Source organism: Microcoleus sp. AT3-D2, from assembly GCF_036705715.1.
Taxonomy (GTDB): Bacteria; Cyanobacteriota; Cyanobacteriia; order Cyanobacteriales; family Microcoleaceae; genus Microcoleus.
On the sequence record NZ_JAUBVE010000029.1, the window covers coordinates 7584 to 22177 of the forward strand.

Annotated in this window: 12 protein-coding genes; 9 read left to right on the forward strand and 3 right to left on the reverse strand. The window is 45.4% G+C overall.

Annotation, left to right across the window (positions count from 1 at the left end):
* Positions 1-1653 (forward strand): calcium-binding protein (locus tag QUB44_RS14560; RefSeq protein WP_333368530.1); only part of this gene is annotated, 1653 nt, incomplete at its 5' end.
* Between the two features lie 387 nt (positions 1654-2040).
* On the opposite strand, the gene QUB44_RS14565 is transcribed toward QUB44_RS14560, so the two are convergent.
* The gene (locus QUB44_RS14565; protein WP_333368533.1) at positions 2041-3657 is read right to left on the reverse strand and encodes a Ppx/GppA phosphatase family protein; all 1617 of its coding nucleotides are present in this window, start codon (positions 3655-3657) and stop codon (positions 2041-2043) included.
* A 210-nt stretch (positions 3658-3867) separates the two neighbouring features.
* On the opposite strand from QUB44_RS14565, the gene QUB44_RS14570 reads away from it, so the two are divergent.
* From QUB44_RS14570 to QUB44_RS14590, 5 genes are all read left to right on the forward strand, one after another.
* Complete coding sequence (locus QUB44_RS14570; RefSeq protein ID WP_333368536.1) at positions 3868-4755, forward strand: 4-hydroxybenzoate solanesyltransferase; 888 nt, start codon at positions 3868-3870, stop codon at positions 4753-4755.
* Between the two features lie 269 nt (positions 4756-5024).
* Complete coding sequence (locus QUB44_RS14575; RefSeq protein ID WP_333368539.1) at positions 5025-5735, forward strand: hypothetical protein; 711 nt, start codon at positions 5025-5027, stop codon at positions 5733-5735.
* Positions 5736-6385: 650 nt separating this feature from the next.
* Positions 6386-6883, forward strand: a complete 498-nt coding sequence (locus QUB44_RS14580; RefSeq protein WP_333368542.1) for a TIGR00725 family protein — start codon at positions 6386-6388, stop codon at positions 6881-6883.
* Positions 6884-6891: 8 nt separating this feature from the next.
* The gene (locus QUB44_RS14585; RefSeq protein ID WP_333368545.1) at positions 6892-7413 is read left to right on the forward strand and encodes a hypothetical protein; all 522 of its coding nucleotides are present in this window, start codon (positions 6892-6894) and stop codon (positions 7411-7413) included.
* A gap of 243 nt (positions 7414-7656) precedes the next feature.
* A complete protein-coding gene (locus QUB44_RS14590) occupies positions 7657-8955 on the forward strand; it encodes a TPM domain-containing protein (RefSeq protein ID WP_333368548.1) in 1299 nt (432 codons plus the stop codon).
* Between the two features lie 109 nt (positions 8956-9064).
* Here the strand turns inward: QUB44_RS14590 and wecB are convergent, their stop codons facing one another.
* Positions 9065-10177, reverse strand: a complete 1113-nt coding sequence (wecB, locus tag QUB44_RS14595; protein WP_333368551.1) for a non-hydrolyzing UDP-N-acetylglucosamine 2-epimerase — start codon at positions 10175-10177, stop codon at positions 9065-9067.
* A 252-nt stretch (positions 10178-10429) separates the two neighbouring features.
* On the opposite strand from wecB, the gene QUB44_RS14600 reads away from it, so the two are divergent.
* Positions 10430-10999: a pseudouridine synthase gene (locus QUB44_RS14600; protein ID WP_333368554.1), complete on the forward strand. Its 570-nt coding sequence runs from the start codon at positions 10430-10432 to the stop codon at positions 10997-10999.
* A gap of 55 nt (positions 11000-11054) precedes the next feature.
* Here the strand turns inward: QUB44_RS14600 and QUB44_RS14605 are convergent, their stop codons facing one another.
* Positions 11055-11900, reverse strand: a complete 846-nt coding sequence (locus QUB44_RS14605) for a hypothetical protein (protein WP_333368556.1) — start codon at positions 11898-11900, stop codon at positions 11055-11057.
* Between the two features lie 196 nt (positions 11901-12096).
* On the opposite strand from QUB44_RS14605, the gene ctpB reads away from it, so the two are divergent.
* Entirely contained in the window at positions 12097-13416 is a 1320-nt protein-coding gene (ctpB, locus tag QUB44_RS14610) for a carboxyl-terminal processing protease CtpB (RefSeq protein ID WP_333368559.1), read from the forward strand.
* A 365-nt stretch (positions 13417-13781) separates the two neighbouring features.
* Complete coding sequence (locus QUB44_RS14615) at positions 13782-14519, forward strand: IS1 family transposase (protein WP_333368635.1); 738 nt, start codon at positions 13782-13784, stop codon at positions 14517-14519.
* Positions 14520-14594 lie beyond the last annotated feature (75 nt).

The following is a 14594-nucleotide window of genomic DNA, read 5'->3' on the forward strand; positions in this document are numbered from 1 at the left end:
ACTCCGACTCCGACGCCTGCGGAAACTCCAATTCCGACACCGACGCCAACTCCGACTCCGACGCCTGCGGAAACTCCAATTCCGACACCGACGCCAACTCCGACTCCGACGCCTGCGGAAACTCCAATTCCGACACCGACGCCAACTCCGACTCCGACGCCTGCGGAAACTCCAATTCCGACACCGACGCCAACTCCGACTCCGACGCCTGCGGAAACTCCGACGCCTGCGGAAACTCCGACGCCTGCGGAAACTGCGATACCAATTCCGACGCCAATTCCTGCGGAAACTCCAATTCCGACGCCAATTCCTGCGGAAACTCCAACTCCGACTCCGACGCCTGCGGAAATTCCAACTCCGACACCGACTCCGACGCCTGCGGAAACTCCGACACCAATTCCGACATCTGCGGAAACTCCAATTCCGACGGTTAAACCTGCGGAAACGCCGATCGCAACTGACAATTCGATCGCCCCAACCACATCTCCAACAACCGAAACCCCCGAACCTGCGCTAATTCCTGCTACTTCGGAAGACTGTATGTGCGATCAAATCACTTTACCTGATAGCACTTCCATTCTCGGCCCGAATATCCCTGAAAATATCCTCAATGGTACTGACGGTAAAGATACTCTAATCGGCAGCGATATTAATGACATAATCAACGGTTTCAACGGCAGCGACTTGCTAAATGGCTTATTCGGCAACGACAATATTTACGGCGGCTTTGCTAGCCCAGTTGCTGTTGGTGCGGATGCAGACAGTGACACCATATTTGGCAACGAAAATAATGACTATCTCGTCGGCCACGCTGGGAATGACATTATTTATGCGGGTAAAGATCATGATGTGGCGATCGCAGGCAAAGATAATGACATAGTTTGGGGCGACAAAGGCAACGATACCCTGCTTGGCGATGAAGGTAATGACAGTTTATTTGGTGGCACTTCTGATGCGTCTGACGGTGACTTGACAGGAAAAGATTTGCTTTTTGGCAATAACGGCAACGACGTTTTATACGGACAAGAAAGCGAAGATACTCTTGCTGGGGGCGAAGACAATGATACCTTACACGGCGGCAAAGATAACGATATAATTTGCGGCGATTCTGGCAATGATTTGCTGTTTGGAGATTTGGGAAATGACAGCATCTGCGGCGGCGATGGCGAGGATACGATTTTCGGAGATATTGACAATATCGCGATGGATGCTAGCAGTCAACAAGATTATTTGTGCGGTGGCAGCGGGAATGATTTAATTTATGGCAATGAAGATGCCGATCAATTGTGTGGCGGTGACGGTAGCGATACTCTGTACGGCGGTAAGGGTGATGATACTTTGATTGGGGGAAGTGGCGACGACTGGTTGATGGGAGACTTCGGAAACGATACGCTGCAAGGGGGAAGCGGGCGCGATTACTTTTTCTTGACTGCGGGAGAAGGCAGCGATATAATCGGTGATTTTACGCAAGGTGAAGATTTATTAATTTTAACGGGAGGGTTAACGGTCGATCGACTCAGCATAGTTGAAGAAAACAGTACAACTTTTATCAAAGTTGCCAACACAGATCAAATATTAGCTAGCCTCAAAGGCGTACCAGCTAATCTCATCACTCAACAGGATTTTATAGTAATTGGGCTACCTGGTTTGTAGATAATATCGAATCCGGTTGTATCAGAATGATTGCTAATATCATGTCCGATCGATTAACCATAATATCCCGGTCGGCCCGGGTTTTTGAGATTGTCAACTATTGGCAGGTATTGTTGGTGAGGGAAGCCCCTACAAAAATCGCGATCGCTCGACCGGACATGATATGAGACACTACTTAAATCTTTCGTATAGCGTCAGCAAATAGTCATATGGCATTGATTTATCCTCTCTAAAATTAATCCCTCCTGCCTTCAGAAAGCCGGCTAGGGCGATCGCGAGGAGTATGGAGTCAAACACAATATTGGTACTAGACTTGGGGTTAAGTTGAAACTGTAGGGTGCGTACTTCGCACCCTACAGTCTCTCGTTTCCAGGCTCGGCTTTGTATTTAAACCGGAACCAGAGTGGGTTCCAAAGTTGCCACTAATTTGAGATTGTACTCATATTCAAAACACGGCTTTTTATAATCCAAACTCCACATTTCTAGAGCGCAATTGTCTTCGGGATTGAGCGGTTGTAGGCGCAAGTGAAACTCTCTAACTTCCGGGCGATGTTGGCATTGGAAATCAGAAATTGCGCCTATTTGCCGCCTATCTAAAGCCACAGCTAACCGCAGAAAAGGATGCAATTTACTGACGAGTTCCCGGTATTTTTTCGGAAGAACAATAAAGTTTTCGTGCTTCTTTTTAGGAGGATTTTTCCGGTGATAGCGAGCCAAATTGGCAATGACTTCAATCTCTGTTTCAGTGTAACCCAATAACTCACCATTGCGAATTAAATAGTAAGAATGCTTGTGGTGCGCTGAATGGCTGACGTATAAACCGCAGTTGTGCAGAATTGCCGCAGCCCACAGCAACTCGCGTTCTTCGCTTCCCCAGTTGTGTAGAATTCCTTGAGTTTGGTCGAAGAAATTGAGAGTAAATGCTGCGGTTCTTTCGCTTTGTTCTAAATTGACTTGATATTTGTTAGCCATGTGCAGAATGCTGCGCTGGCGGATTGAACCTTGATAACGCAAGCGGTTTTCAATTAAACCGTGCGCCAGCATCCAGTCAACAATTACGCCTTCTCTCAGAGAGCGATCGCAAACAGTAAGCGATTCAATTCCTAATAGTGCCATAGCTTCCTGCAAAATCAAAGATCCTGCCAGAATAATTTCCGCCCGCTTATCGGACATTCCCGGAATTGCCAGCCTTTCCGAGTAAGAAAGTTTGCGAAAGCGATTGACTAAATCGCGCAAATCTTTTAAACTTAACTGATATCCGGCTAGGGGACTCGGCACTGTTCCCAACTTTTCGCGAGCGTTAATTGCAGCCAGAGTTTCGATGGTTCCAGCAGTGCCAATCAAGCGCAAAGGTTCGCCAGCCTTGAATTGAGAGCGCAATTCGTCGATCGGTCTTTCCAGCGAAATCCGAATATAAGCTTGCAAATAAGCAAACTCCTCCCTGCTAATCGGGTCAGTTTTGACAAATTGTCCTGTTAAGCGAACAGCACCAATTTTTGTACTGGTGAGACAGCGAGGCCCCGAACTGTCTCCTAAAATCAACTCCGTAGAACCGCCCCCAATATCAATAATTACCTGGGACTGATTGTTAAACTCCATACCCGAAAGAACGCCGAGATAAATTCTCCGCGCTTCTTCTTGACCGGAAATTAAACTCACATTCAGGTCTAATTCTTCAGCAACTTGTTGGAGAAAATCCCGCCCGTTAGGAGCTTCCCGAACCGCACTCGTAGCCACAGCAATAATTTGTTCGGCATTGAAAGTTTTAGCAATATCTTGAAAACGGCCCAGAGTGGCGATCGCCCTTTCCATAACCTCGGACTTCAAGCGCCCTGTCTTAACCTCACAATCGCCCAACCGAACCGTATCTTTTTCTCTAGCAATAATCGTAAACGCGGGCAATTTCGGATCGATGCGCGCCACCACCATGTGAAATGAGTTAGTACCCATATCAATAGCAGCAATAATGCGATTTGACTCCGCAAAAGCAAGTGAATTAACCATTGGAGTATCGGGGTTGACAGATATTTATGATTATTTCACGAATCCCGTTAGGCATTCTATTAAATTAGAAAAAATCAGGAACTGCTGACTGGGCAAGACTTTCACCTGTTTTAAATTTCGATAGAAGTATGCTCGCCAGCAGAGATAGTAAGTGATTGTGCCTAAAATTTGATAAAATCTAGAGTTAAAAATATCAAATCTAGAATTGAAATGCTTAAAGAGCTCGATCGCCAACCCGAATCCACATTGCTAACCGTCGTGAGGCTTTTGAGATGGGACAAACCAGCAGGAAGGCTCATTTTAATGATTCCAGCCCTCTGGGCCGTTTTTTTAGCAGCCGACGGGAAACCGCCCGCAGCATTGGTGGGGGTGATTGTGTTGGGTACCTTAGCCACGAGTGCGGCTGGATGCGTCATCAACGACTTGTGGGATCGCGATATCGATCCCGAAGTAGAAAGAACGCGATCGCGCCCGCTAGCATCCCGCGCCCTCACCGTGCAAACTGGAATCGGAGTTGCATTAATTTCCTTTGCTTGTGCGGCGATTCTCGCTTTTTATCTCAATCCTTTAAGCTTCTGGCTGTGTGTCGCCGCCGTACCAGTAATTATCTGCTATCCGCTGGCAAAAAGATTCTTTCCAGTGCCGCAATTAGTGTTATCAATTGCCTGGGGTTTTGCAGTTTTAATTAGTTGGAGCGCCACTGTTGACGAATTAGAATTAGCGACTTGGCTGCTGTGGGGTGCAGTCGTGTTGTGGACGATGGGATTTGATACAGTTTATGCGATGAGCGATCGGGAAGATGATTTGCGTTTGGGGGTGAATTCCAGCGCAATATTTTTCGGGGATAATGCTGCTAATGCTGTGGGCTTTTTCTTTGTTGGTACTGTCGGTTTGTTAGCTGCAATGGGAATTAATTTGCACTTGCACATTGGTTTTTGGATGGCAATTAGTGCGGCGGCTATTTTGTGGTTTTTGCAGTACAGTCAACTGGGGAAGGCGGATATTCCTAAGCAGGTTTACGGTCAGATTTTTCGCCAAAATGTTTGGGTGGGGTTTGTAATATTGGCAGGGATGATTGTTGGGGAGATTTTTGGATAAGTTCGCCAATATCAAGTGTAGGTTAGGTTGATATTGGCGAAACAAAACTTACACTTGATATGAGTCCTGAAGCAGAGAGATAAAAAGCGCGACGCAGAAATACCCCAGTGAAAGCAAAGAAAGAGTAGCAGTGAAGATTAAAGCGATCGACGATAACCACCAACTGAGTTTATTTACTTGACAAAATAACACTTACAAGCTAGCGTTATATCACCTCTACATTTAAATTGTAATATAAAAATTTATTCATAATGTAGACCCTAGACTTTATGATTCAAAAAATCCGTGAGGCTATTGGATTGTTCGCCTCAAACTTTGTGCTGTTTAGTTTGATAGTGCTAACAGTATGGTTGCCGGGGTCAATTCTGTTGATATATTTGCGCCTGTACGTTTTTCCAGAGATGACTGGTGGAGACGAGTTGCGTATGACCATACAAGAATTGCGAGTGTCGCAATTCATTGAAGGGTCTTTTGGTACGCTCTATGTGGGTGCATTACTTCATGCACTTGCTCAGTTGAAGCGGGGACTTCATCCAACTTATCGTGAGTCCATCACCCACGCAGGACGAAAGTGTTTCAAGCTGTTCGGAACTCGTTTTGTCACTGGATTGATTGTGGTAGGTGGTTTAATTCTTTTCATCGTTCCAGGTGTCATTTTGGCATTGCGCTATGCACTAATTGATGCCGCTGTGGTGCTGGAAGGTGTAGAAGGATCGAAGGCTCAAAAAGTTAGTGCAAATTTGACTCAAGGGAAAAGATGGAAGATATTTTGGACAATAATTCTGACCTATCTTGGATTGTTTATTGCTTTGATGATTGGGTCTTTGATTTTGTATCTACCGCTATCATTGATTGGACAACAGGATAACTTTGGAGTGGCATTAATCTATGAGTGCGTTGCGAGTATTTTTGCTGCATTGCCCATCATAGTTTTGTTTTTGTTCTACTGGGAGGCAAAAAATCAGCAGCCAGTTTTCTAGGAGGAAAATTATTGATGTCACGATGGTATGACAACAAAACAACTAGAAAATACTTCTCATCCAAAATCAACTACAGGGCTTACGCACAGACACTATCTGTAGGGTGCACACAGCGAACCTTACCTTCACAGATAGTTGAAAAATTGCTACTTGGCCGGGATGATTGTTGGGGAGATTTTTGATTTTTTTGTAGGGCTTTTCCCGCAGGAAACGGGTGTGAAACTCGAATGATTGAAGTTGGAAAGAAGAGCTTCCGAGCGATTTCAGCCTGAAAGCCTGTGTCTCTCTGCTTTGTATCGAAGTCTCCAACGGCTGCACCTGAAAAAGGGGGGATGTGCGATCGCTTATTCCCCCTTTTTCAGGATTATTATAGAGAAATATACTTAGTTAAATATACTTGGTGATCAATCCAATTAAATTAAAACTTTTACATAAATTAATGATGTGGAGGCTTCTAAAAACTGATATATTTTTTGTGTTACACAAAATTCTACTCAATTATACTAAATATTGCTGGCTAAAAATAAATAGAAACCGATTGTGACTGGTGAGGCTGCGGCATCTGGCTAAGAAATATCCAGATCCCTTTCTCACCCACATTCAGAAGGGTTCTCGATATTTCAACAATGCGATATATTCACTCCAAAACAATGAAAAAAATCGTCATTGGCATCATGGGCCCGGGCGATAGTGCCACATCAACCGACTTAGAAAACGCCTATCAACTCGGACAACTCATCGCCGAATCAGGATGGATATTGCTAACTGGCGGCAGAAATGTCGGCGTCATGGATGCCGCCAACAAAGGAGCAAAATCAGCTAACGGTTTAACAGTCGGCATCCTTCCGGGAAATGACACTCGCGGCATTTCTGAAGCTGTAGATATTGCCATTGTCACCGATATGGGAAACGCCAGAAATAACATTAACGTTCTTTCTTCAGATGTAATAATTGCCTGCGGTATGGGCACGGGCACTGCTTCGGAAATTACCCTCGCCCTCAAAGCTAACAAACAAGTTATATTGTTAAATCACAGCGCCGAAAGTCAACTTTTTTTTAAAGCTTTAGCACAATTTAACATCTTTGTGGTAAACAATGCTGTAGAGGCTATGAATCAAGCTCGCGAAATCCTAGTAAATCCAAGATGAAACCCAAGATGAGAGTAAGTAAATTTAACTTTTGTGCGATCGGCATTTTCCTGACTTTGGGGATTTTCGTCACTACCAAAGCAGACGGAAGAATTGCACAGTTCAGTTTCAGCAACAAATCCACTCAAAAATTATCACAAACCCTCCCTCCTCCTCCCCCTTTCACACAGCCTGTTACCGAACAAGAAGCGCCACCTATTCGCAGCGAATCCGTGCCGGATCAAATAGCTTTAGCAACCCATTTGCAGACAATCAAAGCTAGACTTTATGGTGCTTACTGGTGTCCTAACTGTCACACGCAACAAGAAATTTTCGGCAAAGAAGCATTTACCGCAATTACTTACATTGAGTGCGATCCCAGAGGCAAAGATGCTCAACCGGATTTGTGCAAAGCTGCCAATATTAAAGCTTATCCCACTTGGGAAATTCGGGGTAAATATTACACTGGCCGGCAATCTTTGGAAAAACTGGCTATTTTATCCGGTTATAAAGGCAGCAGCAATTTTCTGCCACCAGTTCCCTCTCCTTAAAAATATCTAAATTAGTTCGTACTCGCACTCGCCGACTAAGAAACCGGGTTTTTGAACCGAGCTTGACGGTTTCCAGCAATTATTTTGGTTAAAAACCCGGTTTCTCGCCACCCGTGCGCCTAGGACTATAAATGTAAAGTGCTGATGGCGCACCTAAAATTATGATTTTTATGAATCCAATTTCTGAATAATCTGAATTGACATGACAGTGAGCTGGTTATTTAATTGTAATTAGGCGGACAGATGTATGTCAATTTCAGACTAGCAGTTATTCAGGAGACTGAAGCGATGCAGTTACAATTTAGCAATAAACAATTAATCGGCAGCATTTTGCTGTGCTTTTCGGCAATTGCATTTCCCGTAACGAGCCAAGCTATAACAGTACAAGAAGTACCGAATCCCCGTCAAGTAAATAACACTTGGGTAACGGACAAGGCAAACATTCTCAGCGACAGCACCGAAATTCAGCTCAATCAAATGATTTCGGATTTAGAGGCAAAAAACGGCTCAGAAATCGCTGTTGTGACAGTTCCTGAAACTAAGCCATCGGCGACACCAAAAGCATTTGCTACAGAATTATTTAACTTTTGGGGTATTGGCAAAAAAGGTAAAAATAACGGAGTTTTATTATTAATTTCTGTGGGGGAACGCCGCGTTCAAATTGAAACAGATTCTGGCATTCAAAGCATTTTGCCGGATGCTAAAGCAGTGGGCATTATTGAAACCAAAATTACGCCCAGATTTAAACAGCAGGACTTTGACGGGGGTACATTAGCCGGGACAAAGGCGTTAGTAAATGTTTTACAAACTCCGATGGTAAATGCTCAATCTCAAATCACGCTACCTTTGGCTCCAATCGTACCATCTCAAGGGCTGAAACCGTCACCAATACCTAGTCAATCGCCAGTTATTAACAATAGTACATCCACAGGTAAAGATTCATCGAATTTAATCTATGGCTTACTTGGGTTGTTATTCATAGCATTCATAGCATTTATACCTTGCTTCATTATCTTCAGGATATTTCGCAGCTTATTTTCTCGGATATCTCGTTACCGCCACCGCCGTTATCCGCGCAATTACAGCAGTAACAATTGCAATTACAGCACTAACAGTCCCAATTACAGCAGTAACAATCACAATTACAGCAGTAACAATCACAACTATTGCGGTGGGGCTGGCGACTACAGCATTAACAGCATCGATTACTGTACCAGTAGCGACTACAGCACTAATAGCAGCAACTACAGCAGTAGCAGTAGCGACTGCGGGGGTAGCTTTGGCGGTGGCGACTCCAGCGGTGGCGGTGGGGGTGGCGATTACAGCATTAGCAGTAGCGACTGCGGGGGTAGCTTTGGCGGTGGCGACTCCAGCGGTGGCGGTGGGGGTGGCGACTACAGCAGCAGCAGTAGCGATTATTGCGGTGGCGGCGACTACAGCAGCAGCAGTAGCAGTAGCGACTACAGCAGTAGCAGTAGCGACTACAGCAGTAGCAGTAGTAGCAGCGATTCTAGTAGTGGGGGTGGCGGTGGGGATTGGTAGTTCGGGAATGGAGGCAGAAACCGACTTTTTTTAACAGGAATTAGTCCCCCTCTGTGGGGACTTTATTTGTTTAATTGCGGTTTCAACCGCTCAACTCGCGATGGAGTAGCTAACTAAAATACTCTTCAACAATTTTCAAAATCCGCGAAGCCGCTAAACCGTCACCAAAGGGATTAATTGCCATTGCCATTGCGTTGTATGCTTCGGAATTGCTCAGCAATTCTGCCGCTGCTGCTGTAATTATATCAGAATTAGTACCAACCAGTTTAGCAGTACCTGCAGAAATTGCTTCTGGTCTTTCTGTGGTTTCTCGTAATACTAAAACTGGCTTGCCCAAACTAGGTGCTTCCTCTTGCAAGCCACCGGAATCTGTGAGGATTAAATGACATCTCTGAATCGCTCCTACTAATTCTGCGTAATCTAAAGGTTCAGTTAAAAAGACTCTCGGATGGTCGCCCAAAAGAGCTTGCAAAGGTTCTCTGACTGTCGGATTTCGGTGTAGAGGTAAGAGCAAGGCTGTATCGGAAAATTTATCTAAGATTTGGAGAAATGCCCGCGCAATTCCTGCTAAAGGTTCTCCCCAATTTTCGCGACGGTGAACTGTTGCTAAGATAGTGCGATATTTGCTCCAATCTAAATTGGGAATCTCGCATTCTGGTTGGCGTTTGGCGACAGAAAGCAAAGCATCGATTACTGTGTTGCCTGTACGGTGAATTTCTCCCAAAACGCCCGATCGCCCTAAATTCTCTACAGCCAGCTCTGTCGGGGCAAAATGCAGGCGTGTGAGCTGAGAAATCAACCGTCGGTTAGCCTCTTCGGGGTAAGGATTGAACACGTCGTCTGTCCGCAATCCGGCTTCTACGTGACCTACGGGTATTTTCTGGTAAAATGCAGCCAAAGTAGCGGCAAACGCTGTCGTTGTATCGCCCTGAACTAAGACGATTTCGGGCTGCAATTCTTTAAACAAGGCTTCCAAACCCTGCAAACTCCGGGAAGTAATATCCGTCAAGGTTTGCTGGTGCTGCATAATTGCTAAATCTCGATCGGCTTTTAGATCTAACATTCGCATTACTTGCTCGACCATTTCTCGGTGCTGACCGGTTAAAATTACTTGGGTGTCAAAGGTTGGCGAACTTTTGAACAGTTGAATTACTGGGGCTAGTTTAATCGCTTCCGGGCGAGTTCCTAAGACGATACAAACGCGGTGTGTGGCTTCGGGCATGGTAAAATTGGGTAGTTGAGATGTGCGAGGCTCTTAAAGGCTGAATATTTTATAGCAGGTTTGAATCGTTAGTTAACAAGATTTATTTTTTTATGAACCGCAGAGGGCGCAGAGGAGGGAAGAGAGATAGAAAGTGGTTTGACGTTGGGTGGGGGCGGGTTTTTGAGATTGTGAGTTTTAGCCAATTATTGTCGGTGAAACCCGCCCCTACAAATTTATTGACATTAGTACATTCTTATTTTTAAATTTGTCATGCCCTATCGGTACATTCTATTTTACAAACCTTATGATGTTTTAACTCAATTCACTGACAACTCCAGCGAAACTAAACGCAGCACTCTCAAAGACTATATTCCTATTCCTAACATTTATGCAGTAGGAAGGCTCGATCGCGATAGTGAAGGTTTGTTGCTGCTAACCGATGACGGACAAATGCAGCACCGCCTCAGTGACCCGAAATTCGCTCATCCCCGCACTTACTGGGTGCAAGTTGAACGAATTCCCGATGCAAGTGCGATCGCGACTTTGCAGACAGGTGTCACAATTCAAGATTATCGGACTCGATCGGCAAAAGTGCAATTATTGTTAGAAGAACCACCTTTGCCGCCCCGCGAACCGCCGATTAGATTTCGCAAAAACGTGCCGACAGCTTGGCTGGAAATGACTCTCACAGAAGGCCGCAACCGCCAAGTCCGCAGGATGACCGCAGCAGTAGGGTTTCCGACGCTGCGGCTAGTCAGATGTGCGATCGGGCATTTGCGTCTGGAAGGTCTAAAACCCGGTGAATGGCGCGAACTAACTCAAGCCGATTTGAGATTTTAGATTGGAGAATTACAGTCAACAGTCAACAGTCAACAGTCAACCGTCAACCTTCTGCTTACTTTCGAGGCGGCAAAATAAAACTCTCGTTTCCATCCTTATCTTTTTGCACCTGAGCTCCCAACTTGACAAGAGCTTGTTTCGCCCTTTGACGCACCAACTTATCAGTTGTTTGAGCATAAACTGTGCTCCAAGCATTAAACCGCACCGGCACGCTATCGGGATCTCGGCGCAAATACTCAGCAGTTGCTCGAAACATCGGCGCCAATTTCGGCCTTTCCTGGCTTCCTTCCACCCAATCAGCGGCCATTTCGTGAGAGCGAATTGAGTCGGGAATATCCCCCAACAGCAGCAACTCATCAAGACCTTTAGTTCGCCACACTATCCAGGATTGGGAATGAAGTTGCGGCGAAACGGCAAGGGCCCTAGTACCACGCTCTATAAAGTTAACAGCAGTTTCAGGCTTTCCCTGATAAAAAGAAATAGCTGTGGAAAGAAACAGGTAGATGTCAGCCCACCGCGGGTCGCGCTGCGTAACTATGTCAAAATAATCTTGGCTCAGCTCGTAGCCCGTCACATCTCGGGCTTCGTCGTCGCCAAAATACTGCAAAAATTTGAGAAATGTCCAATCTGCAATTAAATTGTCAAATCCAAAACTAGGGACAGTTTTGAGCATTTTTAGCCGCAAGGCTTCTTGCTGCGCTTCTTGCTGTGCAGCTTGCTTGAACTGGGCAGCAGATATTCCAGAAGGCTGCTTCTGCCCCTGAACGCCAACTGGGGACATTCCGCCCAACTGCCCGCTAGACTGCATGGCGACGACCCCCGCCAGCGCTGCTAGACCGATAACTCCATTAAGGAGCAGGCTCAACCACTTACGCGAAAATTGTTCGATTTTAGCTTCCACGGCACTTTATAAATCCAAGTTTTAAATTAAGTTTATTGAAAGAGAGTAATAATTGGTTGGCGATCGACTATGAATCTCGTTAAACTGTCCAAAGGGATGGTGGAGCCTCCACACAATAGTTGAAGTAGTAGTGTGAGATTTTTTAGCAATATAAAATCTCAAATCAAAAATCTAAAATCGAATTGAGCCAAATTCAATGAATCAAGCCCGCAAACGCTTTTCTAAATTACAGGCAGCCCTGTTCAGTGGGGCAATGGCAACAACCGCTTCGATATCTTTACTCGTTCCCGGCCTGAGCCAATCAGTCCGCGCCGAGCTTCAAGATAGCCCCAAAGCTGTCTTAGACGAAGCTTGGCAAATTGTGAACCGAGACTATGTTGATGGCAGCTTTAACAAAATTGACTGGCAAGTAACCCGCCAAGAACTGCTGAGCAAAAATTATACCTCTCGCGAAGCTGCCTACACCGCCCTCCGCAAAGCCCTAGAGAAATTAAACGACCCCTACACGCGCTTCATGGACCCCAAGCAGTACGAAGCGCTGACGAATCAGACCTCCGGGGAGCTGACAGGGGTGGGGATGAGGCTGGAAGAAAACGAGAAAACCAAAGCGATTACCGTAGTCGAGCCGATGGAAAATTCCCCGGCCCTGAAGGCGGGGATTCAAGCGGGTGATACGATTTTGGTGATTGACGGCAAAACTACCAAAGGCATGACTGTCTCGGATGCTGCTCAGATAATTCGGGGCGACGAAGGCACGAAAGTCACGCTGCGGATTGCTCGTGAGGGCAAAAGCGAATTTGACATCACTCTGACTAGGGCGAGAATTGAGGTAGCAGCGGTTCGCTACAGCCTCAAGAATGAAGGCGGCCAGAATGTGGGTTACATCCGTTTGCAAGAGTTTAGCTCTCACGCAGGCGAACAAATGCAGGCAGCGATTAAAAAGCTCTCGGATCAGAAAGCTGACGCTTTTGTGTTGGATTTACGGGGCAATCCCGGCGGGTTGCTGCGAGTGAGCATTGATATCGCTCGGATGTGGATGGATACAGGGGCGATCGTCCGCACAGTCGATCGGGCGGGTGATTCTCAGGAAATGAAGGCAAATCGCACTGCGCTCACTGACAAGCCTTTGGTGGTACTCGTGGACGACAACTCAGCCAGCGCCAGCGAGATTTTGGCCGGTGCTCTGAAGGACAACAAGCGCGCAACTGTGATGGGCGGCCAAACTTTTGGCAAAGCTTTGGTGCAGTCGGTGCATTCTTTGGCTGATGGTTCGGGACTGGCGGTGACGATCGCCCACTACTATACTCCCAACGGTACGGATATCAGTCAGAAGGGGGTTACTCCCGATGTTAAGGTGGAAATCACAGACGAACAAAAGCTGAAATTAGCTAGCAAACCGATGTTGGTTGCGACTCAGGACGATCCTTGCTACGCGCAGGCGATCGCACTTTTGAAAACTACTGCTTCCTCGGCGCGTCCCGTGGCCGCTAATGAGGTTCTTGTTCCTAGAAAGTAAGTAGTTGAAACCGTAACTTATTAACAATAAGCATGAATATAAACCCGCGTCGGCGGGTTTTGTTTTTGTAGTTTGAATATATTGGGTTGACAGCCCTATTATATTATGTCCGGTCGAACCAGAAATCAGGTAGGGGCCGGTAAACGTGCCAATATCTGCCAATAATTAACAATCTCAAAAACCCGCCCGACCGGGATATTATGGTCAATCGATCGGACATGATATCATGTCCGGCCGATTAACCGTGATATAATAGTGAGGAACACTACCCCCGTCAGTTAAAGAATGCCGGCGTTGGTGAATTAGGATATGATGATTTGAGAGTGCGAGCGACAAAAAATAACACTTCACAAAACGCAAAGGTTATAAAATGTCCTGAATGTCAGTCAACTCATGTTAATAAAAATGGTCATAAAAAAGGTAAACAGAATTATATTTGTGTCTGTTGTGGCAGACAATTTATAGAGGGCAATCAACCTCATAAAGGTTATTCTGAAGATGTGAAACGTGAATCTCTCAAAATGTATGTCAATGGCGTGGGTTTTCGAGCAATTCGGAGAGTCAAAAGTGTGCATCATACGACAATCATTAATTGGGTCAAACAAGTAGGAAAACTCTTGTCAGATTTTTATGAGGCAGAAATAACTCCACAAGTGGGAGAATTAGATGAATTAGAGACATTTGTTGGCTCAAAAAAAACTTGCACCAGGTTATGGACCGCAGTAGACCATTTTAAACCAGGTATTATAGGATGGGTTTTAGGCGGCCCTAGTGCCAAAACCTTTGAACCACTATGGGAGATTGTTAATAAATGGAAATGCCATTTTTATGTGACAGATGGATGGAACGTTTACCCAAAGTTTATTCCCGATGGAGATCAGATTATTAGCAAAACATATATGATAAGAGTTGAGGGTGAGAAGACAAGATTAAGGCATTATTTGGCTCGCCTAAAACGAAAAAGTCTTTGTTATTCTAAATTAAACAGCAAGTTGCTAAGATATTCAATTCAGTTACTAATTCACTATCTAAAATTTGCAGATGTTCCAGTTCCGTATCAAAATCAAATAAATCATTTTCGCTTGTCTGCGATCGCACTATAAGTTTATCATACCTTGATTCAGCAAAGTTGATTAAAAAAGGGGCAACTCGCGTCGCCCCTCATCTATTTAAGCAAC

Bases quoted from the DNA above. Each gene is read 5' to 3' on its own strand.
- QUB44_RS14565 (WP_333368533.1), bottom strand. From the start codon at position 3,657: ATGGTTAATTCACTTGCTTTTGCGGAGTCAAATCGCATTATTGCTGCT.
- QUB44_RS14570 (WP_333368536.1), top strand. From the start codon at position 3,868: ATGCTTAAAGAGCTCGATCGCCAACCCGAATCCACATTGCTAACCGTC.
- QUB44_RS14575 (WP_333368539.1), top strand. From the start codon at position 5,025: ATGATTCAAAAAATCCGTGAGGCTATTGGATTGTTCGCCTCAAACTTT.
- QUB44_RS14580 (WP_333368542.1), top strand. From the start codon at position 6,386: ATGAAAAAAATCGTCATTGGCATCATGGGCCCGGGCGATAGTGCCACA.
- QUB44_RS14585 (WP_333368545.1), top strand. From the start codon at position 6,892: ATGAGAGTAAGTAAATTTAACTTTTGTGCGATCGGCATTTTCCTGACT.
- QUB44_RS14590 (WP_333368548.1), top strand. From the start codon at position 7,657: ATGTATGTCAATTTCAGACTAGCAGTTATTCAGGAGACTGAAGCGATG.
- wecB (WP_333368551.1), bottom strand. From the start codon at position 10,177: ATGCCCGAAGCCACACACCGCGTTTGTATCGTCTTAGGAACTCGCCCG.
- QUB44_RS14600 (WP_333368554.1), top strand. From the start codon at position 10,430: ATGCCCTATCGGTACATTCTATTTTACAAACCTTATGATGTTTTAACT.
- ctpB (WP_333368559.1), top strand. From the start codon at position 12,097: ATGAATCAAGCCCGCAAACGCTTTTCTAAATTACAGGCAGCCCTGTTC.